At 54.3% G+C, this 21,679-nt stretch carries 25 protein-coding genes; 11 read left to right on the top strand and 14 right to left on the bottom strand.

Annotated features, from left to right (window positions below; genetic code table 11):
* Positions 1 to 35: 35 nt before the first annotated feature.
* Positions 36 to 308 (bottom strand): oxidative damage protection protein, encoded by a 273-nt coding sequence (locus tag KGP17_RS22380; protein ID WP_021179657.1) that lies wholly within the window; start codon positions 306 to 308, stop codon positions 36 to 38.
* A complete protein-coding gene (gene mutY / locus KGP17_RS22375) occupies positions 305 to 1,405 on the bottom strand; it encodes an A/G-specific adenine glycosylase (protein ID WP_021806300.1) in 1,101 nt (366 codons plus the stop codon). Before mutY ends, KGP17_RS22380 begins: the two co-directional genes overlap by 4 nt.
* 180 nt (positions 1,406 to 1,585) lie before the next feature.
* On the opposite strand from mutY, the gene trmB reads away from it, so the two are divergent.
* The 6 genes from trmB to KGP17_RS28025 all read left to right on the top strand — a co-directional run bounded on the left by trmB (position 1,586) and on the right by KGP17_RS28025 (position 4,831).
* Positions 1,586 to 2,305 (top strand): tRNA (guanosine(46)-N7)-methyltransferase TrmB, encoded by a 720-nt coding sequence (gene trmB, locus KGP17_RS22370; protein ID WP_021806299.1) that lies wholly within the window; start codon positions 1,586 to 1,588, stop codon positions 2,303 to 2,305.
* Positions 2,305 to 2,631, top strand: a complete 327-nt coding sequence (locus KGP17_RS22365) for a YggL family protein (protein WP_021806298.1) — start codon at positions 2,305 to 2,307, stop codon at positions 2,629 to 2,631. The genes trmB and KGP17_RS22365 overlap by 1 nt, the downstream gene beginning before the upstream one ends.
* 80 nt (positions 2,632 to 2,711) lie before the next feature.
* Positions 2,712 to 3,635 carry a glutaminase B gene (gene glsB, locus KGP17_RS22360; protein WP_024528367.1) on the top strand — a complete coding sequence of 308 codons (924 nt, stop codon included), beginning with the start codon at positions 2,712 to 2,714 and terminating at the stop codon, positions 3,633 to 3,635.
* A 40-nt stretch (positions 3,636 to 3,675) separates the two neighbouring features.
* Positions 3,676 to 4,392 carry a DUF2884 domain-containing protein gene (locus KGP17_RS22355; RefSeq protein WP_059201775.1) on the top strand — a complete coding sequence of 239 codons (717 nt, stop codon included), beginning with the start codon at positions 3,676 to 3,678 and terminating at the stop codon, positions 4,390 to 4,392.
* Positions 4,393 to 4,497: 105 nt separating this feature from the next.
* Entirely contained in the window at positions 4,498 to 4,659 is a 162-nt protein-coding gene (locus KGP17_RS28030; RefSeq protein WP_371822064.1) for a DUF2645 family protein, read from the top strand.
* Positions 4,631 to 4,831, top strand: coding sequence for a DUF2645 family protein (locus KGP17_RS28025; protein WP_371822212.1), 201 nt, complete (start codon positions 4,631 to 4,633; stop codon positions 4,829 to 4,831). Before KGP17_RS28030 ends, KGP17_RS28025 begins: the two co-directional genes overlap by 29 nt.
* Before the next feature lie 367 nt (positions 4,832 to 5,198).
* On the opposite strand, the gene hemW is transcribed toward KGP17_RS28025, so the two are convergent.
* From hemW to KGP17_RS22320, 6 genes are all read right to left on the bottom strand, one after another.
* A complete protein-coding gene (gene hemW / locus KGP17_RS22345; RefSeq protein WP_021806295.1) occupies positions 5,199 to 6,350 on the bottom strand; it encodes a radical SAM family heme chaperone HemW in 1,152 nt (383 codons plus the stop codon).
* Entirely contained in the window at positions 6,340 to 6,936 is a 597-nt protein-coding gene (gene rdgB, locus KGP17_RS22340) for an RdgB/HAM1 family non-canonical purine NTP pyrophosphatase (RefSeq protein WP_115159327.1), read from the bottom strand. Before rdgB ends, hemW begins: the two co-directional genes overlap by 11 nt.
* Positions 6,937 to 6,952: 16 nt before the next feature.
* On the bottom strand, positions 6,953 to 7,243 hold the full coding sequence (yggU, locus tag KGP17_RS22335) for a DUF167 family protein YggU (RefSeq protein WP_202727593.1): 291 nt from the start codon (positions 7,241 to 7,243) through the stop codon (positions 6,953 to 6,955).
* Positions 7,240 to 7,794 (bottom strand): YggT family protein, encoded by a 555-nt coding sequence (locus KGP17_RS22330; RefSeq protein ID WP_021179666.1) that lies wholly within the window; start codon positions 7,792 to 7,794, stop codon positions 7,240 to 7,242. The genes yggU and KGP17_RS22330 overlap by 4 nt, the downstream gene beginning before the upstream one ends.
* Before the next feature lie 82 nt (positions 7,795 to 7,876).
* Positions 7,877 to 8,698 (bottom strand): pyrroline-5-carboxylate reductase, encoded by an 822-nt coding sequence (proC, locus tag KGP17_RS22325; RefSeq protein ID WP_094981426.1) that lies wholly within the window; start codon positions 8,696 to 8,698, stop codon positions 7,877 to 7,879.
* A 10-nt stretch (positions 8,699 to 8,708) separates the two neighbouring features.
* Positions 8,709 to 9,422: a YggS family pyridoxal phosphate-dependent enzyme gene (locus tag KGP17_RS22320; protein ID WP_059201772.1), complete on the bottom strand. Its 714-nt coding sequence runs from the start codon at positions 9,420 to 9,422 to the stop codon at positions 8,709 to 8,711.
* Between the two features lie 20 nt (positions 9,423 to 9,442).
* Here KGP17_RS22320 and KGP17_RS22315 point away from each other — a divergent pair, with 20 nt between their 5' ends.
* The 5 genes from KGP17_RS22315 to KGP17_RS22295 all read left to right on the top strand — a co-directional run bounded on the left by KGP17_RS22315 (position 9,443) and on the right by KGP17_RS22295 (position 17,544).
* Positions 9,443 to 10,435: a type IV pilus twitching motility protein PilT gene (locus KGP17_RS22315; RefSeq protein WP_223498350.1), complete on the top strand. Its 993-nt coding sequence runs from the start codon at positions 9,443 to 9,445 to the stop codon at positions 10,433 to 10,435.
* A gap of 150 nt (positions 10,436 to 10,585) precedes the next feature.
* Complete coding sequence (locus KGP17_RS22310; RefSeq protein WP_223498349.1) at positions 10,586 to 11,218, top strand: response regulator transcription factor; 633 nt, start codon at positions 10,586 to 10,588, stop codon at positions 11,216 to 11,218.
* 73 nt (positions 11,219 to 11,291) lie between these two features.
* Complete coding sequence (locus KGP17_RS22305) at positions 11,292 to 14,726, top strand: ATP-binding protein (RefSeq protein ID WP_223498348.1); 3,435 nt, start codon at positions 11,292 to 11,294, stop codon at positions 14,724 to 14,726.
* Between the two features lie 122 nt (positions 14,727 to 14,848).
* Entirely contained in the window at positions 14,849 to 15,292 is a 444-nt protein-coding gene (locus KGP17_RS22300; protein ID WP_223498347.1) for a DUF1090 domain-containing protein, read from the top strand.
* 83 nt (positions 15,293 to 15,375) lie between these two features.
* Entirely contained in the window at positions 15,376 to 17,544 is a 2,169-nt protein-coding gene (locus tag KGP17_RS22295) for a fimbria/pilus outer membrane usher protein (RefSeq protein ID WP_223498346.1), read from the top strand.
* On the opposite strand, the gene ruvX is transcribed toward KGP17_RS22295, so the two are convergent.
* The 6 genes from ruvX to KGP17_RS22265 form a co-directional block, all read right to left on the bottom strand.
* Positions 17,507 to 17,929, bottom strand: a complete 423-nt coding sequence (gene ruvX / locus KGP17_RS22290; RefSeq protein ID WP_021179674.1) for a Holliday junction resolvase RuvX — start codon at positions 17,927 to 17,929, stop codon at positions 17,507 to 17,509. The genes KGP17_RS22295 and ruvX overlap by 38 nt on opposite strands.
* On the bottom strand, positions 17,929 to 18,492 hold the full coding sequence (locus KGP17_RS22285) for a YqgE/AlgH family protein (protein WP_021806286.1): 564 nt from the start codon (positions 18,490 to 18,492) through the stop codon (positions 17,929 to 17,931). Before KGP17_RS22285 ends, ruvX begins: the two co-directional genes overlap by 1 nt.
* Before the next feature lie 65 nt (positions 18,493 to 18,557).
* A complete protein-coding gene (gene gshB / locus KGP17_RS22280) occupies positions 18,558 to 19,508 on the bottom strand; it encodes a glutathione synthase (RefSeq protein WP_024484034.1) in 951 nt (316 codons plus the stop codon).
* A 32-nt stretch (positions 19,509 to 19,540) separates the two neighbouring features.
* Positions 19,541 to 20,272 (bottom strand): 16S rRNA (uracil(1498)-N(3))-methyltransferase, encoded by a 732-nt coding sequence (rsmE, locus tag KGP17_RS22275; protein ID WP_059201752.1) that lies wholly within the window; start codon positions 20,270 to 20,272, stop codon positions 19,541 to 19,543.
* Positions 20,273 to 20,339: 67 nt separating this feature from the next.
* On the bottom strand, positions 20,340 to 21,038 hold the full coding sequence (gene endA, locus KGP17_RS22270) for a deoxyribonuclease I (RefSeq protein ID WP_223498345.1): 699 nt from the start codon (positions 21,036 to 21,038) through the stop codon (positions 20,340 to 20,342).
* Positions 21,039 to 21,152: 114 nt separating this feature from the next.
* Complete coding sequence (locus tag KGP17_RS22265) at positions 21,153 to 21,653, bottom strand: SprT family zinc-dependent metalloprotease (protein ID WP_021806282.1); 501 nt, start codon at positions 21,651 to 21,653, stop codon at positions 21,153 to 21,155.
* Positions 21,654 to 21,679 lie beyond the last annotated feature (26 nt).

Below are 21,679 nucleotides of genomic sequence, written 5' to 3'. Positions count from 1 at the left end.
ACAGGGGGAAAGGGCCAGAGCTGGCCCGGAAAATCTTATTCGCTCGGTGGCGTATAGCCTTCGATGTGGACCTCATGCCCTTCGAACAGGAAGCGGATCATCTCTTGTTCCAGCAGTTTGCGGTCATCCACGTTCATCATGTTGAGCTTTTTCTCGTTGATCAGCATGGTCTGCTTCTTCATCCATTCTCCCCAGGCTTCCTTGGAGATTTCGTTGTAGATGCGCTTGCCGACTTCCCCTGGATAGAGCTGGAAGTCTTGCCCATCGGCGTCACGCTGCAGGAAGGTACAAAAAATGGTTCTGCTCATGCTAATTCCTCGTCAATGGCGCTGTTGCCAAATAAACCGGGTTGGGTCGGGGACTGTTTGGCCAACTGCTGTAGTAGGCGCTCAACCGGCGCGGCCAGCCCGACCGAAGGGGGCTGCGTTAAGTTATACCAGAGACCGGCACCCTCATCCATGGCGCTACCCGCTTTGTCGATGTTCAGCCACATAGGCACAATATCCAGATGGAAATGGCTGAAGGTGTGGCGGAAGGCGGTCATTTGCTCTAAACGGCTACCTTGCAGGCCGTGTTGTTGCAGCCAGAGTTCAAGATCGATTCGCGCGCTAAACTGTGGGAAGCAGAATAGCCCGCCCCACAGGCCAGTTCCTGGGCGCTGTTCCAGCCAGACGCCATCGCCCTGTTGCAGCATCAGGAAGTAGGCGGTTTTTTCCGGCAGGGTTTGCTTGGGCTTTTTGCCTGGGTAGTTGGCCCAGCTGCTGTTGCCGTTGGCGATGCAGCCGACATTGAGTGGGCATAGCTCACATTTTGGTTTGCTACGGGTGCAGACCATCGCTCCCAGATCCATCATCGCCTGATTGAACTGGCCAACCCCTTTTGCCGGTGTGACCTCTTCGCTGATTTCCCACAGGCGATTTTCCACCTCTTTCTTACCCGGCCAGCCAGCTATGGCATAGCAACGGGCCAGTACACGCTTGACGTTGCCGTCGAGGATCGGGTAGTGCTGCCCCTGGGACAGAGAGAGAATGGCACCGGCGGTTGAACGGCCTACACCAGGCAGCGCGACAATTTCTTCAAAGGTTGTCGGGAACTCACCGCCGTGCTGTGCGACAATGGTCTGCGCCGCTTTATGCAGGTTTCTGGCGCGGGCATAATAACCAAGCCCGGTCCACAGATGCAGGACTTCATCCTGCGGCGCTTCGGCCAGGGCACGCACGTTCGGAAAGCGTGCCATAAAGCGCTGAAAATAAGGAATAACGGTGGCAACCTGAGTTTGTTGCAGCATCACCTCAGAGAGCCATACTTGATAAGGCGTTTTATCGAGTTGCCACGGCAGCGTTTTGCGGCCATAGCGTTGGTACCAGTCAAGCACTACGTGCGAGAACTGTTGTGCTTGCATCATGAGCGAGTTCGCTATCCGGCAGATAAATAATGATGCGCGATTGCAGCATAGAGTGATGGTGCTGTAAACCGGAACTTTCCGCAGTAGCACATCCGGTATGATGATGAACGCTTGCTAAAGCAAGGTATCTTTGCATAATGCGCGTTCCCCTAATTGGCAGCCAAATAGACAGAAAGCACTATGATTAATGACGTCATCTCCCCAGAATTTGATGAGAACGGCCGCGCGATGCGCCGTATCCGCAGTTTTGTTCGCCGCCAGGGGCGGTTGACCAAAGGCCAGCAGCAGGCGCTGGACAACTATTGGCCGGTGATGGGCGTGGAATATCAGGCTGAACCTGTCGATATCGCCGCGCTGTTTGGCCGTGAAGCGCCAACCGTGCTGGAGATTGGTTTTGGCATGGGGGCATCCCTGGTCACCATGGCGGGCAACAACCCGCAGCAGAACTTCCTGGGGATCGAGGTTCACTCGCCGGGCGTGGGTGCCTGCCTGGCCGATGCCCATGAGGCGGAGTTGGCCAACCTGCGGGTGATGTGCCACGATGCGGTAGAAGTGTTGCAGAATATGATCCCGGACGCTTCACTGGATATGGTGCAGCTGTTCTTCCCGGATCCATGGCACAAGGCGCGCCACAACAAACGCCGCATCGTACAGACGCCGTTTGTTGAGCTGGTGCAGCGCAAATTAAAAGTCGGTGGCGTATTCCATATGGCCACCGACTGGCAACCCTATGCGGAACACATGCTGGAAGTCATGAGCAGCAGCGCAGGCTACCGTAATCTCTCCGAGAGTAATGATTACGTACCGCGCCCGGACTCGCGTCCGCTGACAAAATTTGAATTACGTGGCCAGCGTCTGGGACATGGCGTTTGGGATTTGATGTTTGAGAGGATGGAATAATGGCTAAGAACCGTAGTCGTCGTTTACGTAAAAAGTTGCATATCGAAGAGTTTCAGGAACTAGGCTTCTCTGTAGCCTGGCGTTTTGCTGAAGGGACCGCCGTTGAAGATATCGACAGCACCCTGGACGCGTTTATCGAGGAAGTGATCGAGCCGAACGGCCTGGCGTTTGACGGCAGTGGCTATCTGCAGTGGGAAGGTTTGATCTGCCTGCAGACGATTGGTCATTGCACCGACGAACACCGTGAGCTGATCAAAAACTGGCTGGAAGCACGCAAGCTGAACGATGTGAAAACCAGCGATCTGTTCGACATCTGGTGGGATTGATCCGGTCCGATTAGCATTGCCGAAGGTGCCTTAATGGCACCTTTGTTTTATCTGGTGTCCTTTCTGGAGTAGTGAGCGCGGTGGTAACAACATTAGATAACGCGTTGCTGGAAGAGATCCTGCAACAGGTACGCCCGTTGATTGGGCAAGGCAAGGTTGCAGACTATATTCCCGCGTTGGCAGAAGTCGCCGCCGATCGGCTGGCGATCGCCGTCTGTACCGTTGACGGTGAGCTGTTTCAGGCCGGCGACGCGACGGAGCGCTTTTCGATCCAGTCGATCTCCAAGGTATTGAGCCTGACGCTGGCGCTAACGCGTTATCAGGAAGGTGAAATCTGGCAGCGGGTGGGGAAAGAGCCCTCTGGCCTGCCGTTTAATTCGCTGTTGCAGTTGGAGATGGAACAGGGCAAACCGCGCAACCCGTTTATCAACCCCGGCGCGCTGGTGGTATGCGATATGCTGCAAACCCGGCTTAGTGCTCCCAAGCAGCGGATGTTGGAAGTGGTGCGCCAACTGGCAGGTGTTGACGACCTATCCTATGACATCCGCGTGGCGCGCTCCGAATTTGAGCATTCCGACCGCAATGCCGCGATTGCCTATCTGATGAAGTCGTTCGGTAACTTCGACAATGACGTACTGACCGTGCTGCAAACCTATTTTCACTACTGCGCGTTACGGATGAGCTGCGTTGAGTTGGCACGCAGCTTTGTCTACCTGGCTAACCAGGGCCGGACGCTTGATGGCGAAGAGGTGATAAGCCCGTTGCAGGCCCGGCAGATTAACGCCTTGATGATGACCAGCGGTATGTATGACGGCGCAGGTGAATTCGCCTATCGGGTTGGCATGCCGGGCAAGTCTGGAGTGGGCGGCGGTATCATCGCCATCGTCCCTGATGAACTGTCGATTGTCGTCTGGTCGCCGGAGCTGGATGCATCCGGTAACTCATTGGCGGGAACTGCTGCACTAGAACTGTTGTCTCAACGCATTAGCCGTTCGATTTTTTAACTCCATCGCACATGCGGTTGGAAGGGAGTCAGGAGAAACTATGTTAAAGAGAACCGGATTGGCCTTGCTGTTATTAACGGCTTCACAGGCGCATGCCGAGTATCAGTGCAGCGTCAGGCCACAGGACGACGTGATTATCAGCCCGCAGACCGTGCAGGTGGTAGGTGCCAGCGGTAACCTGCAAATTACCGCCGACGGCGATGTCACTCGTGATGGCAAAGCATTGAACCTGAACGATAACCAGCGCCAGAAGGCGTTCAGCTACCAGAGCGCATTGCGTAAAGATTTACCCTGGATCGATCAGGGTGCGCAGCAGCATCTGGAGAAGGCGCGGGTAGCGCTGGATAAAGTCATCGTTCAGCAGTTGGGTACTGACAGCAATGTGCGTAACCGCCTGACCACGCTCAACGATCAGTTGAAGCAGCAGATGAACCGCATCATTGAACACCGCAGCGACGGCCTCACGTTCCACCACAAGGCGATCGCTCAGGTGGAGCAGGATGGCCGCAATATCGTGCAGCAGAGCATGGGCGGCGTATTGCAGGACAGCCTGAACGAAATGGGTGTCAAGCAGGTTGCCAACAGCAATGGCAACCCGTTGCAGGCGATCATGGGCAATCTGGGTGGGCTACAGCAGGCCATCAAGAACGAATGGAACAATCAGGAGCAGGACTTCCAGAACTTCGGTCGCGACGTGTGTAAGCGCGTAACGGCACTGGAAACCCAGCGTAAGGATCTGGTTAAGGCGTTGAACTAAGGTTTTACGTTAACAGGTTCCGTTGTTTTAAGAATTGCACTCTTAACTCGACGGAACCTTTTTTCTGCCAGGGAAGCGCGACGACCTCTACGAGGCGATTTAATCATGGATACTCTCAAGTCCGTACTCAAGCTGCTCAGCCCTCTCATCTTCCTTTATTATCTCGTATGCGTTTTCTACATAATGATATTTTCAGTAATAGAGTATGAATGGGTGATTGGAGAAGAGGGGATAGAAAATATCTGCAGATGTTATTCTGCACTTTAATATTGATGATGTCAGTGATGTTGGAATTCCCTTTACTGCAGCGATTATCTTTCCGCTAATCATATATTCTATTTATAGGGTTAGGCACCGAAGATTCATACCAGTAATAGTAACTAGCTTGCTAGTGATTTACTGGTGGTGGGCATTCTTTGGTCGGTTTTTATATTGTTGATAGTAAGACATGTATTATGATTTCCTAACGTCGTACAAAGACACATCAAATGGGAGGGCTTGTTATGCCATTATGCCATAAAACCATACGCTCTCATGCTGGGGCAGATGAGAAAGAGTTATTGCAAGCACTTGCCACTGTTGAGCTTGCAACGACTCCCCACGCTGATGCGGAAGCAGTTCTTCGTCATGAACTTCGGGAAAGGCAGAAAAGATCTTCTGCTACGTTGTTGCGTAACAAGCTCAGCCAGCTAACGCTAAAACGCGAATATCAGAAAATCTGACCAAAGGGTTTCTTGCACAGCCTTTCAGATTGAGGGCAGCATGCAGCTAAACGGGCGCAGCATGCGGCGCCCATACAGGTTAAACTATTCTTCCGGCAAGAACAGTTCCAACAGCGAATTAAGGAACAGTTTGCCATGCTCGGTGATCTGCCAATACTCTGGCGTCTCTAGCAGATAGCCTTTAGCCAGTGCTTCGTCCAATGGCGCGCGGATCACACTCTCATCCAGCCCGGTATATTGGGCGAACTCGGCGCGTGGCGCAGCTTCCAGCAGGCGGAAACGGTTCATAAAGAACTCGAATGGCCGATCGTGCGCCTCGACTTCATGCAGCTTGTCCCGATAGTCACCCCGCATAAAGCCGCGTGGATGCTTGGTTTTGGCAGTGCGCAGAATGCGGCCATCGGCAAAGGTCAGCTTGCCGTGTGCGCCACAACCAATCCCCAGATAGTCGCCAAAGCGCCAGTAGTTGAGGTTGTGCTGACACTGATAACCCGGTTTGGCGTAGGCCGAGGTTTCGTACTGCTGATATCCGGCGGCGCTTAACAGCTCATGCCCTTGTTCAAAGATATTCCACAACGCGTCATCGTCCGGCAATACCGGCGGGCGTGAGCTGAAGAGGGTATTTGGCTCGATGGTGAGCTGATACCACGACAGATGCGGCGGATTAAGGGCGATAGCCTGGCGTAGATCGTCCAGCGCTTCTTCCAGTGACTGATCCGGCAGGCCATGCATCAAATCCAGATTGAAACTGCGCAGGCCCAGACCGGTTGCCAGATGCGCCGCGCGTTTGGCCTCATCCGGGCCATGAATGCGCCCCAGACGAGTTAACTTCTCGGCGCTGAAGCTTTGTACGCCAATCGAGATGCGGTTCACCCCGGCGCGCTGGTAGCCACTGAAGCGATCGGCCTCCACGGTGCCTGGGTTGGCTTCCATGGTGATCTCGGCGTCATCCGCGACATGAATGCGCGCCCGCACGCCATCCAGCAGTGCCTGCATGGCTTCGGCACTCAACAGGCTCGGCGTACCGCCACCGATAAAGATGGTGCTGATTGCACGGCCGCTGGCGAGCGGCAAATCAGCATCCAGATCCGCCAGTAGATGATCGACATATTCCTGGTGCGGCACTTCGCCTTTCAAGGCATGCGAGTTGAAATCACAGTATGGGCACTTTTGTACGCACCAGGGAATATGGATGTACAGGCTGAGCGGTGGCAGTTGTACGCTGTTAGCTGGCATTACGCATCGCTTCCAACATCAACTTCAACGCCTTGCCACGGTGGGAAATGGCAATTTTCTCTTCCCGCGTCAGCTCTGCTGCGGTGCAGCCCAAATCTGGCACATAGAAGATCGGATCGTAACCGAAGCCGCCAACGCCGGCCGCTTCAAAAGTGATTTCACCGTTCCAGCAACCGTGGAATACCAGCGGAGTTGGATCTTCTGCATGACGCATATAGACCAGCACGCAATGGAATTGAGCACCGCGCTTGCCCGCAGGCACGTCTTTCAGCGTCACCAGCAGCTTGTCCAGATTCTGCTGGTCGCTGGCCTCTAAACCGGCGTAGCGGGCAGAATAAATACCCGGAGCGCCGCCCAAGGCATCGACTGCCAGGCCTGAGTCGTCGGCAATCGCTGGCAGACCGGTGATCTGCGCGGCATGGCGGGCCTTGAGAATGGCGTTTTCAATAAACGTCAGGCCGGTTTCTTCGGCGGAATCTACGCCAAGCTCGGTTTGCGCTACCACGTCAAAGCCGAAATCGGCCAGCAGTTCGGCGAGTTCGCGCACTTTGCCGGGGTTGCCGGTGGCAAGAACGATTTTTTGCATAATAGATACCTTGAAATTATTCGATGAGCGCCGCGATGGCCTCAGGGATCTGTTGCGGGTTGAGGATGCGCAATTGCTTGTGCCGCCCCAGCTCGCCTTTCTCGATGATCACGTTGCTTTTCGCCACCTTGAACTGCTTGGCGATAAACTTGATGAGATGGGTATTGGCCTGGCCATCAACCGGCGGTGCGGTGATGGCGACTTTTATCTCGTCGCCATGCAGGCCAATAATCTGATCGCGGCTGGCTTTGGGCTGAATATATAGCCTGACCACCAGCCCGTCCAGCAGCGGGGTAACTGCACTCACAGCAGGAACCAGAGCTCGCCGAACAGATCCATCCCCAGGTAGTTGATCAGATACAGGATCAGGATCACCACCATCGCGGAGAAATCAATGCCGCCCATTGCAGGGATCACGCGGCGAATAGGGGCCATCAATGGCTCAGTAAGCTGGAACATCACATAATCAATCGGGCTGCGGCCCTGGCTGATCCAACTCATCAAGGCGCGAATGATCATCACCCAGAAGATCAGGTAGCCGACGGATTTGATCAGAGAAATCAGGCCAAACAGCAAGTTGTACAGGCTGAGTGACAGGGTACCGCTCTGGATCAGCAGCAGTAGCGGATATTTGATGGTCATCAGCAGGAACGCCAACAGCAATGAGGCGCTATCTACCGGCCCCATCGAAGGAACGATGCGGCGCAGTGGGCCAACGATCGGCTGGGTGATTTTCACCACAAACTGCGAAAACGGGTTATAAAAGTCAGTGCGCGTCAGTTGCATCCAGATGCGCAACAGCAGCACCATCACGTAAATATCAACGACGGTTTTGACCAGAAAAGTCAGCGTTAGCATGTAAGTTACCCTTCTCCTTAACTTCTGGGTTATCCCCTTGGTTTTCAGACCACCGTGGCGGCCTGAAACTCATCGGGCATAGTTAAAATGATTTTTCCATTTCCTGCGCACGGGAAACGGCGGCCTGCATGGCTTTGGCAACGGTCTCTGGCAACTGATGTTCGTTGAACACCCGTATTGCCTCGGCGGTGGTGCCCCCTTTGGAGGTCACCTGCTCACGCAGCGTAGCCAGTGAAATTTCCGGGTTGGCGGCGGCCAATGCCGCAGCACCGATAGCGGCCTGCTGCACCAGATCGCGAGCGGCCTGGCTGCTGAATCCCATACGTTCGGCTTCCTGCTGCATGGCATCCATAAACAGGAAGAAATAGGCTGGTGCGCTGCCTGCGGCGGCGATCACGCTATTGATGCCGTTTTCGTCATCGACCCAGCAGACTTTACCCACCGAGCTCATCAGATCGCTGGTGTAATCACGATCCTGTTGGCTAACCTGCTCGGGAGCATACAGCCCGCTCATTCCTTTACCGACCAGTGAAGGGGTATTGGGCATGATGCGCACGATATTCAAGCCTTCGCCGAGCATTTGATAGAAACGGCTCACCAGAATACCGGCGGCGATCGACAGCACCAGTTTACCGGAGAAATCGACCTGTTCCTGTAAAGGTAAGCAAACCTGCGCCATCATTTGCGGTTTCACCGCCAGGACCACGACGTCGGCCTGTTGTGCACAGGTGATGTTGTCTGCGCTGCTGTGGATGCCATATTCGGCGGCCAGGGCGTCACGGTTTTTTGCTGACGGCGCACAAACGCTGATGGCGGCTGCCGGATAGCCACCGGCGACCAGGCCAGCAATGATAGCGCGAGCCATATTACCGGCACCAATAAAGGTAATTTTGCGATGTTGCATCCAATCCTCGTTATACGGTGGTGTGCGAGTAGTCGCGGGCACCAAAAATGGCGGTGCCGATACGAACCATCGTGCTGCCAGCGGCGATCGCTGCCTGCATATCATCTGTCATGCCCATCGACAGCGTATCCACCTGCGGATAGCGCTGCTTGAGCTCCTGGAAAGCGTCGTTCATCTGGCCGAATGTCGCCAACTGGCGCTGATAGTCGTGTTCCGGGGCCGGGATGGCCATCAGCCCACGCAAGCACAGGTTAGGCAATGCGGCGACCGCCTCGGCCAGCGCTGGCAGCTCACTCAATACAATGCCAGATTTACTCTGCTCGTCACTGATATTTATCTGGATCAACACGTTTAACGGCGGCATTTCTGCGGGGCGCTGATCGCTCAGGCGCAGGGCAATACGCAAGCGGTCAACGGTGTGGCACCAGGCAAAGTGCTCTGCCACCAGCCTGCTTTTATTGGATTGCAGCGGGCCGATAAAGTGCCATTCCAATCCTGCCCCTTCCGGCAACTGGGCAAAATACTGGATCTTGTCTACCCCTTCCTGCACGTAATTCTCGCCAAACGCGTGCTGGCCTGCGGCGATGGCTTGTGCGATCGCCTCCGCAGGTTTGGTTTTGCTGACTGCAAGCAATGTCACTTCTTCTGGAATGCGTGCGCAGTCTTGAGCGGCCGCTGCAATACGGCTCCTGACATCCTGCAGATTCTGTTGGATAGTGCTCATGATTAACCCGGGAGATTGATATGGATATCGATGAATTTATGGCTCTTAGTGTAAAGCATAATGCCTCCGATCTGCACCTTTGTACCGGCCATCTGCCAATGTTACGTATCGATGGCGAACTCCAGGCCGTGGAACGTGGGGAAATCCTCACCCAACAGCAGATGTCGGCATGGTGCCAAACGCAGTTATCGCAAATGATGTGGCAGCAACTCCAGCAGGTGGGGCAGCTCGATCTGGCGCTATCTCTGGCTGATGGTACCCGGCTGCGTGCCAATTTCTTTTTGCAAAATGCCGGGGTCTCCGTGGCGTTACGCCGGATCGCCAGCCAGTGCCCAACGTTGGCCGAACTGACTACCCCGGAAATTATTCCGGCGCTGCTGCAACGCGAAGATGGCTTGATACTTGTCACCGGTGCTACCGGCAGCGGCAAGTCGACCACGTTGGCGGCGATGATCGACTTTATTAATCGGCATCAGCGCCGCCATATCCTCACGCTGGAAGATCCGATCGAGTTTATCCACCGTAGCCAGCGTTCCCTAATCCAGCAGCGGGAGTTAGGACGGGATACCCACAGTTTTGACGATGCGCTGCGGGCCGCACTGCGTGAAGATCCAGACGTGATCCTGCTGGGAGAGCTACGTGATACCACCACCGTTCGGCTGGCGTTGACCGCGGCAGAAACCGGCCATTTAGTTCTGGCTACTTTGCATACCCGCAGCGCGCCACAGGCGGTGGAACGGCTGGTGGATGTATTCCCTGCGGAAGAGAAAGCCTATGTTCGGGCTCAGTTGGCCAGTAGCCTGCAGGCGGTGATCGCGCAAAAGCTGCTGAGCAAGCCCGGAGGAGGGCGTGTTGCCATTTACGAGATCCTCACGGCCACGGCGGCGGTGAGCAGCATGATCCGCGAAGGTAAAACCCATCAGTTGGTCAGCGTGTTGCAAACCGGTGCGCAGTCAGGCATGCAAACTTTTGAACAGGGCCTGCAACAGCGTGTTGCGCAGGGAATATTATAATGCCACAATCAATTAACTATTCTCCCCCTTATTTTTTATTGCAATCAATAGCACAGAGGTTGTGTGCGAGAGCGAAGTATATTGATAACTCAAGAGCGAGTGTAAGTAGCTATATTTTTTTAGAACTAGTATTGGGATAAGGATATTCTTATGGGTTCCTGGCTGATTGTTGACGATCACCCCGCAATTTGTTTCGCTGTGAAAGCAATTTTATCTTCATTAGGTAATAACTCGATCCAGACCGCAACTAACGGTCTGGATGCCATGGCGCGAATAAGGGAAAATACGCCGCAGCTGGTGATACTTGATATCATGCTGAACAAAATGGATGGGCTGCAGATCCTACAGCATATTCGCCAGGTGGACAGCGCTATTAAAGTGGTGGTCTATACCAGCCTGCCCACGGGGAGCTATGCAGAAAGAGCGTTGCGTGCCGGAGCTAGCGGGTTTTTCAACAAGGATCAGGATATCAGTCAATTGGCACCATTGTGCCAACTGGTGCTGCAAGGCTATGCCTGTTTTCCACAGATTACTCTGATGCCTTTGCTAAACTCACCGAAAAATAGTGAGAATAATCTTACGAACCTTTCCAATCGTGAATTGACCGTGTTACGGTATTTGTCAGAGGGTCTTAGCAATAAGGAAATAGCCGATCGTCTGATTTTGAGCAATAAAACCATCAGCACTTATAAGACACGTCTGATGGAAAAACTAAAAGTTAGCAGTACAGAAGATTTGGTGGCTTTTTTTCATCATCAGAGCGAACGACCTGACGATGAATAAATTGCTTTTGATACTTTTGTTTTTTTGCTGTGGTGTTTCCGCTGGGGAAGTTCCAGCGTTTCGTGAAACTAATTTGCTTAGCCGTAGCCAGGTTCAATTATCCGAGCCCGAGCTGACCAGTGATGATTGGCAATGGTTGCGCCGTAAACGTGTGCTGGTTTTCGGCATTGCGGCCCCCAATTATTCTCCTTTTGATATCATCAGTGGCACCCGGGATTATGGTGGTATCAATGCTGATTACCTGGGGATCGTCGGCTATAACCTTAACGTACAGATAAAGGTGCGTTACTACGAAGATGCCTCAGCCTTGCGGAGGAGTCTGGATAAGGGAGAAGTCGATCTGATTGGCAATGTCGCTGCAAAAAGCGTAGCCGATCCCGACATGCTGCTTTCTACACCTTATGTCTCTGCCTCACCGGCATTGGTGGTGCGCACCGATAGCCTGCTGCAACAGAATCCCCCCAAGCGCATTGCTATCGAACGCCTATACAGCGGTAATCAGAGCTTGGTAGCACGCTTTCCGGCAGATTATCAGGTCTTTGACATACCGCGCCGTGCGCTGGAAGCGTTGTCGTTCAAGAAGCTGGACGCTTTTATAGGTGATGCCACGGTGGCTCGCTATTTAATCAATCAGGGCAACCTGAACAATCTGCGTTTGCAATTGCTGCCACAACAGGACATCAAAGGCTTCTCCTTTGGCATGGCCAAGGGGAATGTGCGTTTACAGCGAATATTGAACGCTGTTTTAGCGAGCATTCCGGAAAGCACCCATGCAGAGATCCAAAGCCGCTGGAATGGCGGGATCCCCATGTCACAAAGCGATGAACACCTGCTGCTGACCTCACTGGAAAGAAAGTGGGTGGAAGAACATCCCAGGGTACGTTTGGCCGTTAATGGCGATTTTGCCCCTCTGGGCTTCTTCGACGTTCAGGGGGAGTTCCGTGGTCTGACAGCCGATGTGATGGAGGCTATATCTAGCCGTATAGGGCTCAAGTTTGACATTATCCGCGCGCAATCACTGCAAGACTCCCTGGATGCGGTGAAAACCGGCAGGGCTGACATTGTCGCTGGCGTGACGCTAGATGCAATCTGGCCTAACGGGTTGCTGACCACTCGTTCTTATTTATTCAACTCTTGGGTATTGCTGGGGATCCAGGAGCAGATTAGCCATGATCCTCCGCAGTTGATTGCCCTGGTCGCAGGGCACCCTCTGCAGGTTATCTTGCGGGAACAGTACCCCGAGAGCCGGATCATTACCGTGCCTTCACCCCAAGCCGGTATTGAGGCGCTAAAAGCAGGAAAGGCTGAAGCACTCGTGTTGCCGATGATTAGCGCCGATTATTTCCTGGCTCGGGAGCCCACATCGGGGCTTAGTATTCTGAGTGCTCTGGATATTGAACCGGCGCGTTTTGTGATTGGTGTCTCTGGTAATGAATATCCCCTGGCAACCATCCTCGACAAGGCATTGCTGAATATCCCCCCAGAGGATATCCATGCGATGACCAGCAATTGGTATAACAACACCTATCTGCTTGAAGGTACCCCGGGTGATGGAGAATTGCTTGCCCACTGTTATTCCACAGCGTGGTTACTGATCGTTCTGTTGCTGGCAATGCTGGTGATAGTCTTGGTTATCAGCCGGTTGCGCAGTAAGCGCCGCCTGGTGCAGCGTTGCCAGGCGATCATCGATAGCGTGCCCTTGCCGATTTACATCACCAATCTGAAAGACCAGATAGTGATGGCGAACACGCCGTTTTTTAATGCCATCAATGCTCCCGCAGAGAAAGTAGTCGGTAGCTCACTGGAAAATTACCCACTGCAACTGCCTGTTACGCTGGATATTGGCCGGGGTGGTGAGCAGGAACAGGTTTTATCCGTTATGCAGTTGGGAGGCCAGTCGCGCACTTTGCAGCAGTGGGGTCAATTGCTGATTACTGAAGATCAGCGTGCTGAAGGTAAAATCGGCGGGTGGTTTGACGTGACCGAACGCGATCGCCTGATTGCGCAGTTACAGCAGGCGAAAGAGCGAGCAGACAGTGCCAACCGGGCTAAAACCACCTTCCTGGCCACCATGAGCCATGAGATCCGTACCCCGCTCAATGCCATTATCGGCATGTTGGAACTGTTGCTGAACCGCCCGCAACGGGAGGAAGCTTTAGATCGAGAACTGCTGAGTGTTGCACATGAGTCCGCCCATTCTCTGCTGGCCTTGATTGGTGACATTCTTGATATCTCACGCATTGAGGCGGACCGTCTGATCCTGCATCCACAGCGTGCCGATATCCGTCGCCTGATTGAAGCCGTGGCAATGTTATTTGACGGTGTGGCACGCCAAAAAGGTTTAGCGTTCAGGTTGGATATTGACGCGGAGATCACTGGCGATGTGTTAGTAGATCCTATGCGTTTCAAGCAGGTGCTATCCAATCTGGTGAGTAACGCCATCAAGTTTACCGAGCAAGGGCAGGTCACGCTCAGCGTCGTGGTCGATCAGATTAGCGAAGAACGAGCGGATCTGCGGCTACGTGTCTCTGATACTGGCAAGGGAATTGATGCTGTTACTCAAGCGCGTCTTTTCCAACCCTTTACTCAGGGCAATGGGGAGGCTGGCGGGACGGGGCTAGGGCTGTATATTTGCCGCAAGCTGGTAGAGATGATGGGAGGGACCATCGCATTGAACAGTGAGGTGGGTATTGGCAGCGAGGTCACCGTGCTGCTTTCGGTGCCGAGATTGCTGAAATTCCCTCCTCAAACACCTCTGGAGGAACCTGCCCCGGTGGCATCATCCCAGCTGCGGGTACTGATCGTTGAAGATCATCCGGCGGGCAGAATGTTGTTGACCCAACAGTTGCAGTTTCTTGGCCATCAGCCCAGTGCGGTGGGGGATGGGGAGCAGGCGCTGCAGTTGTTGGAGCAGGACAGCTTCAACCTGATTATCACCGACTGCCAGATGCCTGAACGCGATGGTTACAGCCTGAGCCGCCAAATCAGGCACCTCGAGCGTGAACAGCAGTCCGTTCCTACGGTGATCTGGGGGCTGACGGCCAATGCGCAAGAAAGTGCACGGGAGGCCTGTCTGCAGGCGGGAATGGATGACTGCCTGTTTAAGCCGGTTAACCTGAGCATATTAAAAGCGAAATTGTCTACGTTGCCACTGGCTGATGTGGGGAACAGTGAAGAGGAGCCTGCGTTTGTCGTGGAAGATTTACCAGCGGAATTGCGCCAGCCAAAGGTATTGCAAGAGTTCATCCAAACCCTGTTGGATTGCTTGCATGAAGACTGTACGCAACTTGCCATGGACATGAAGCAACAACCGATGGACCTGATAAGCATACGGGCGTTGGCCCATAAATTGGCTGGTGCGGCGCGGTTGGTGAATGCTGAAAAACTGAATCAAGCTTGTCAGGCATTGCATGACAACCCCGTTCAGGCCACCGCAACGGCGGTGCTGGGGGAAGCGCAACGGCTGCTCAGTAGCTTAAAGAAGGTACAACGGACTACAGGAGAATAGTCCCTTCCTACAGAGTGATTAAGCCTTCTGCAGATATTAAGGTAAGGGCGATCATTTTATTCTTTGTTGCACAGGAAGGGGGGCTTTTGGGCTCCTCATGTGTAATAACGTTTAAGGATAAAATGATGAAAAACAACACTAAATTAGCGATTCTGCCACTGGTTCTGGTTCTGGGCGCCAGCTTCTCTACCATGGCTAATGCGGCTTACGACTGTAACGCCAAGCGTGCTGCGATCGAATATCAGATCCAGCAGGCAGAGAAGTACGGTAACTACAACCGCGTAGCGGGTCTGAAGCGTGCTCTGAGCGAAGTTAATGCCCATTGCACCAACGGTAGCGTGCTGCAGGATGCGCAGAAGAAAGTCACCAAGCTGGAACAGAAACTGGCCGACAAGCAGCAAGACGTCCAGGAAATCAAAGCCGACCTGCGCGAAGCTCAGGCTAAAGGTGACGCCAAGAAAGTGGCCAAGTACCAGAAAAAACTGCAAGAAAAGCAGGCTGACGTAAAAGAAATCAAGCAAGAGCTGAAGCAGGCTCGTGCTGAACTGGCCGCTGCACAGAAATAAGCAGTCATGATTTGGTAATTAAGGGGCGCAGATGCGCCTCTTTTTGTGTCGGATAAATATTGTGGTTTGCACTCAGGGAACGAATGAAACCCACTTTTCATATTGCCATTATGTCGTTAGGCCTGTTGGTTAACGGTGCCAGGGCTGAAATAAATAACGTCTATCTCATTATTAACGATAACTTTAAGGGCGAAGTGGCCGTTAACCTGGGGCTGGATGAGCAGCCGTGTATTAATGCCCCCTTGCTACGTGAGTGGGGGATACGTGATGCCGCGATAGTGATGGAAACGACCCCTGAGGGCTGTATTCTGCCCGACGCATTGAGTGCCCGAAAAATTGGGGTGCTCTATGAGCCGATAGCACAATTGCTGACGGTAGATATCCCGGCTGGCATGCTGGGTGACAGCAAGCTGGCAGGCCGCTGGAATGACGGTATTAATGCGGCATTTGTTAACTATCAGTTCAATTACGGCCATTATGCGGGCGAAAACTATCGCGATACGCAGCGGCACGAAAGCCTGTATGCCGATATTACCACCGGGGTAAACGTGGGCCCTTGGCGGCTGCGTTATCAGCCCGTCTATCAGAAAGAGATCTGGGGCAACCCGACCTGGCACACCGAAAGTGCGCTAGCCTATCGGGATATCAAAGCCTGGCGTGCCACGCTGACCTTGGGCGACAGCGTGACGCCATCAGTGTTATTCGACAACGTCCGATTCCGTGGCATCAGCCTGGTATCGGATAGCCGAATGCTACCGGATGGCCAGCGGCAGTTTTCCCCCTGGATACGCGGCTTCGCACGGAGTAATGCGGAAGTCAGGGTGCGCCAGAATGGTGAAGTCATCTATCAGACATTTGTTTCCCCGGGAGCATTCGTGTTGAAGGATGTCTATCCGCCCGCGCTTGAGGGGGATCTTACCGTCACGATACGCGAAAGCGACAGTACCGAAACCGAACGAAAAATTCCCTACTCCTCCATGCCCAACCTGGTTTACGCCGGCCAGTGGCGCTATGACGCCTCGGTGGGTAAATATCAACCCTATTACGGTATGGAAGAGGAGCAGCCAGGCTTTGCCCAGGCCTCGCTCAGTTATGGGCTCCCGGGGAAGGTTACGCTGTATGGTGGTTTCCAGGGGGCAGATATTTATCGCAGCGTGGCGGTCGGGATTGGCAAGAGTCTTAACCACTGGGGAGCGATTTCGGCGGATTACACGTTTTCATCTGCCCGTCAGCCAAGACGTTCAGCGCCGGACACCGGCGGCATGGCGCGTATGCGTTACGCCAAGGCTTTCCCGGCCTGGGAGTCTTCCCTCAGCCTGATGGCGCAATATTATCCGCGGCAGCGCTATCGTACGTTTGGCACGGCGATAGAGCAGCAGAGCACCTATTGGTGGGACTGGGAAGACGGCATTTTTGTCGGTGACTTTGACGAGGAAAAAAAGTATCGCCTGGAAGCGCGCTATAACCAGTATCTGTCCGATTCAGACAGCCTTTACCTGACGTTGGCTCGAGAGGCCACGCGGGGTAATCAAAGAGGTGAAACCAGCGTCGAGATGGGCTTCAGCGCCAGCCTGGGTAAGGTAGACGTTGCGCTGTATGCGGAATATAACCGCCCCTCGTATGGCAAAGAGCAGGCACAGTTGGGGCTCTCTGTTTCGCTGCCGTTGAACGCGATCGGCGCACCACGGATGAAGTTAAATTATGATCATACATTGGCTAACGATCGGACCGACAGCCGGCGGATAGGCGTCAGTGGTACGCTGCTTGACGACTATAGCCTGAGCTACAACGCCAGCACTAGCCAAAGTCAACGCAATGGCAGTAGCCAGGATCTGAGCGCCAATTATCAATATAACGCAGGTGACCTGCGGGTAGGTCATTCGCAAGGGGCAGGCTATCGCCAGCAGAATCTGGAGCTTGCTGGCAGCCTGATGGCGCATCAGGAAGGACTCACGCTTGGGCAGACGTTAGGCGAAACCGTGGCCATCGTCAGTGTGCCTGGGACGCCGGGGATTGGCATCGATAATCAGTATGGCGTCACCACCGACTGGCGGGGCTATGCGCTGATAGGCAATCTGACGCCGTACCGTATCAACAGTCTGACGCTGGACAGCCTTGAACTACCGGATACGCTTGAATTGCCTGAATCTGATCAGGAAGTGGTGCCTACCGCTGGTGCGATCATGTTCAGCCGCTTTGCTCCGGCACGGAAAATCAGCCCGGATGCTGCTCAAACCAGCTCTCCAGAATAACCACGGCGGAGGCAGAATCGACGCTGCCTTTATCCAATGCGCGGAATCCCCCATGGTCAAACAGATTGGCCCGTGCCTCCACGGTGCTCAGGCGCTCATCATGCAGGGCAATCTGCACACCAAAGCGGCCATGCAGCCGGTTGGCAAATTTACGCGCTCGTTCGGTCAGCGGCTGTTCGGTGCCATCCATATTCAACGGTAAGCCAACTACCACCAGGTCTGGCTGCCACTCTTTCAGCAGGCGCTCGATCTTCTGCCAGTCAGGTACGCCGTCCTGGGCTTTAAAGGCCGCCAGCGCTCGAGCGGTGCCAGTAATTTCCTGGCCGATCGCTGCGCCGATGCTTTTGGTCCCGAAGTCGAAGGCGATAATGGTGCGGTTAGTCATCAGGCGTGTCCTGCGTGGCTGGCAATGCTGCGAATATCGATGCCAAGGCGGTTGGCGGCTTCGCGCCAGCGGTTGGCGATCGGCGTGTGGAACAGAATGTCGGTATCGGCCTCGGCGGTCAGCCAGGCATTTTCCAGCAGTTCCTGTTCCAACTGGCCCTTTTCCCAGCCCGCATAGCCAAGCGCCACCAGCACATCGGTGGGCTGATCTGGCGTGCCAAGCGTTTCCAGCACGTCTTTCGAGGTGGTGATCATGGTGGCCGGTGAGATCTGAATGCTGGAGCCAAAGCCTTTGCGTGGGGTATGCAGAATAAAGCCGCGATCGTCAGCCAGCGGGCCGCCAGCGAACACTGGTTTGTCCAGGCTGATCGCCAGATCGCGTGGTGAAGGCTTGATATCGAGTTTTTCCAGCACCGTCTCCACGGTGAAATGTTCCACGGGCTTGTTGATCACTAATCCCATGGCTCCGTCGTCATTATGTTCGCAAACGTATATCACCGAACGTTTGAAGCGCGGATCTTGCATTGCGGGCATGGCAATCAGGAAATGGTGCTGTAAATTCATGGCGTTAATTCAATTCGGAAGTAAAATACATGCCCTCTCCCAATGAGAGAGGGCGCGTCGTCGGCCTACTTCGCGGCCAGACGTTTTTCAATGGCGTCCATCAGCATGCCGGTGACGGAAACCGGGAATGCGGCTTCGATCTCACGGGCGCAGGTTGGGCTGGTGACGTTGATCTCGGTGAGGCGATCGCCAATCACGTCCAGGCCAACAAAGATCAGCCCTTTCTCTTTTAGTGTTGGAGCAACCGCACGGGCAATTTTCCAGTCGCTTTCGCTCAGCGGGCGCGCTTCACCACGGCCACCTGCGGCCAGGTTACCACGGGTTTCGCCTTGGGCAGGGATACGCGCCAGGCAGTAAGGCACCGGTTCGCCATCCACCACCAGGATGCGTTTGTCCCCATCCTTGATGGCTGGCAGGAAGTTTTGCGCCATGCAGAAGCGGCTGCCGTGCTCGGTCAGGGTTTCGATAATCACCGACAGGTTGGGGTCGTCCTGCTTCACGCGGAAGATCGAGGCCCCGCCCATGCCGTCCAGCGGCTTGAGGATGATATCGCCATGCTGCTGGTGGAATTTGCGGATATGGGCAGCGCTGCGGCTGACCAAGGTGTCTGGCGTCAGCTCCGGGAACCAGGCGGTGAACAGCTTTTCGTTACAGTCACGCAGGCTCTGTGGCTTGTTGACCACCAGCGTGCCTTTCACTTCGGCACGTTCCAGGATGTAGGTTGCATAGATGTATTCAGTGTCGAACGGCGGATCTTTGCGCATCAGGATCACGTCCAGATCCTGCAACGCCAGATCCTGCTCGCTGCCAAAGCTGAACCAGCTCTCTTTGTCTTCTTTCACGTTCAGCAGGCGCGTGCGGGCACGGCCATCACCGGCATGCAGATAGAGATCGTTCATCTCCATATAATGCAGTTCCCAGCCGCGGCGCTGCGCTTCGAGCAGCATGGCAAAGCTGGTGTCTTTTTTGATATTGATGGATGCGATAGGGTCCATCACGATGCCGAGCTTGATCATCTCTTCTCCTTACGAACCTGTGAGACAGGCCCTTAGCCCAGGTCGCCGAAACGAACCTGCAAAGCGGTAATTGCGGTGAGCGCGGTGGTTTCTGTACGCAAAACGCGTGGCCCCAGCAGGATATCAGTAAATCCATAGTCTGTGGTCATGGCAATTTCTTCGGCGGATAATCCGCCCTCCGGGCCAATGAGCAGACGTACGCTCACTACCGGCAACGGCAGGGTATTGATACTTTGGCTGGCGCGTGGATGCAGGTTCAGCTTGAGGCTATCGTCCTGCTCGGCGCACCAGTGTTCCAGAGACATCGCTGGGCGGATTTCCGGAATGCGGTTGCGGCCGCATTGTTCGCAGGCCGCGATGGCGATTTTTTGCCACTGCTGGAGTTTTTTCTCCAGGCGCTCACCGTCGAGTTTAACGCCGCAGCGCTCGGAAAATAGCGGAGTGATCACGTTAACCCCCAACTCAATGGATTTCTGGATGGTGAATTCCATCTTTTCGCCACGGGAGATCACCTGGCCAAGATGTAAGTTGAGCGGTGATTCGCGATCTTCCCGTTGCCCGGCGTTGATCTGAACCAGCACGTTCTTTTTATCCACCCGGGTGATTTCTGCCTCAAACACCTGGTTGCTGCCATCGAACAGTTGCAGTGCCTGCCCGGCGCTCATCCGCAGCACGCGGCCGACATGATTGGCGGCATCCTCGCTCAATGCAATTTCTGCACTGGCGCTCAAGGGCTCTGGATGGTAAATGCGGGGTTTACGCATAATGATTGTCAGATCCTGGCTCAATGATACGGCGCTGCCGGTGGCAGCGCGAAAGCACTATAGTAGGTCAGCCTTTTTGCTGCTGACAAGCCTGTTGAATATAAGGGTTGTGATTCCCTTGTACCATGGCGATGCGTGCTTCACGTCGACATTCCCAGGCGCTGACCGGATACTGGCGGTTCCAGGCTTCAAACAGCTGGGTTTGCTGGCGTGAAAGCGGTAACTGATAGCGATCGCGCATGTAGAAGTAGGTGCGGGCGATGGCTCCTCGCGCACGTGCCGGTGGCTCGGCCTGCTTGTTCTTGAAGTCCACCTTCATCTGGCACTGTCCGTATTGCCCTTCGCCACCCCGCCACTGGCTGTACATAAAGTTATTGCGGTCACCATTCACTTCACCGATGGCGGGTTGCAGGTTGTGCAAGTCGATCTCTATCTGGCGATAAACCGGATCCTTGTTGCAGTTTTTACGCCCACCCTGTTGCCAGCACTGCAACTGATGGCCGAACTGCCAGGCCGGAACCACATGTTCCCACTCGATACGCTCGGCGCGTTGGGCATTTTTACGCACCTGATAGCCGCAGCTATCAAGATCGGGAACACCTTTCTTACCTTGCCAGTTGATCTTGCAGCCACAATAAAAGCTGCCTGGGGCATCCTGGTTGATTTTGGCGGCGGCAGCCTTGGCCTGGGTAAAGTTATTAATCCCCTTGGCTAGCGTGCCGTTAGAGGCCGTTAATACGACTAAAAATAAAATTTTGCGATGCATATTCCAAAACAGCTCAAAATTGGAAAGGCAGGCAGGGTAGCGGAAGTCACCGACAGGTGCAAATAGAGATAATGGATTGTTTTAACTTATAAATATAATTATTAACCGCATTGATTAACCGGAAAATGTCAGCTTTTCACCACACTGGCGGCAGCGGTATTCGCTCTCACCGCGCATCACCCGATTATGGCGGCGCAGGGTCAGCTGATGCTGCTGGCAATCGCAGCGGTAGGGAAAGGTTTTGCTCTGTACCGAGCGGGTCTCAAACTGGTGGGTACGGCTGGCGGGAACCTGCAAGACGTTTTCCATCATCCAGCGCCATTCCCGGCCATGTGGCGGCACGCGGCCAAACTGGCGGAACACCAGCAGATGAGCCAACTCATGGGGGACCACTTCGTCGATGAACGGCTGTTGGTTTTCCATCAGCAGCACCGGGTTGAGGCGGATTTCCCAGGCTTGCAGCCAGGCGGTGCCCGCGCTGGTGCCGCGTTGCTGATAAAGGATCTTGGGCTCTGGGAACTCGACGGCAAAATGCTGCCGCGCCAGCTGCAATTTGTCTCGCAGGCAGCGCATTACCGCCTGTTGCAGCGCAATGGGGATTCTTACTCTGTTCATAGTGGCGCTAGCTTAAGCAATGGCGT

Source organism: Serratia sp. JSRIV001 (assembly GCF_019968745.1).
Taxonomy (GTDB): Bacteria; Pseudomonadota; Gammaproteobacteria; order Enterobacterales; family Enterobacteriaceae; genus Chania; species Chania fonticola_B.
The sequence above is the reverse complement of the archived record's forward strand: the minus strand, read 5'-3'. Positions and strand labels throughout refer to the sequence as shown.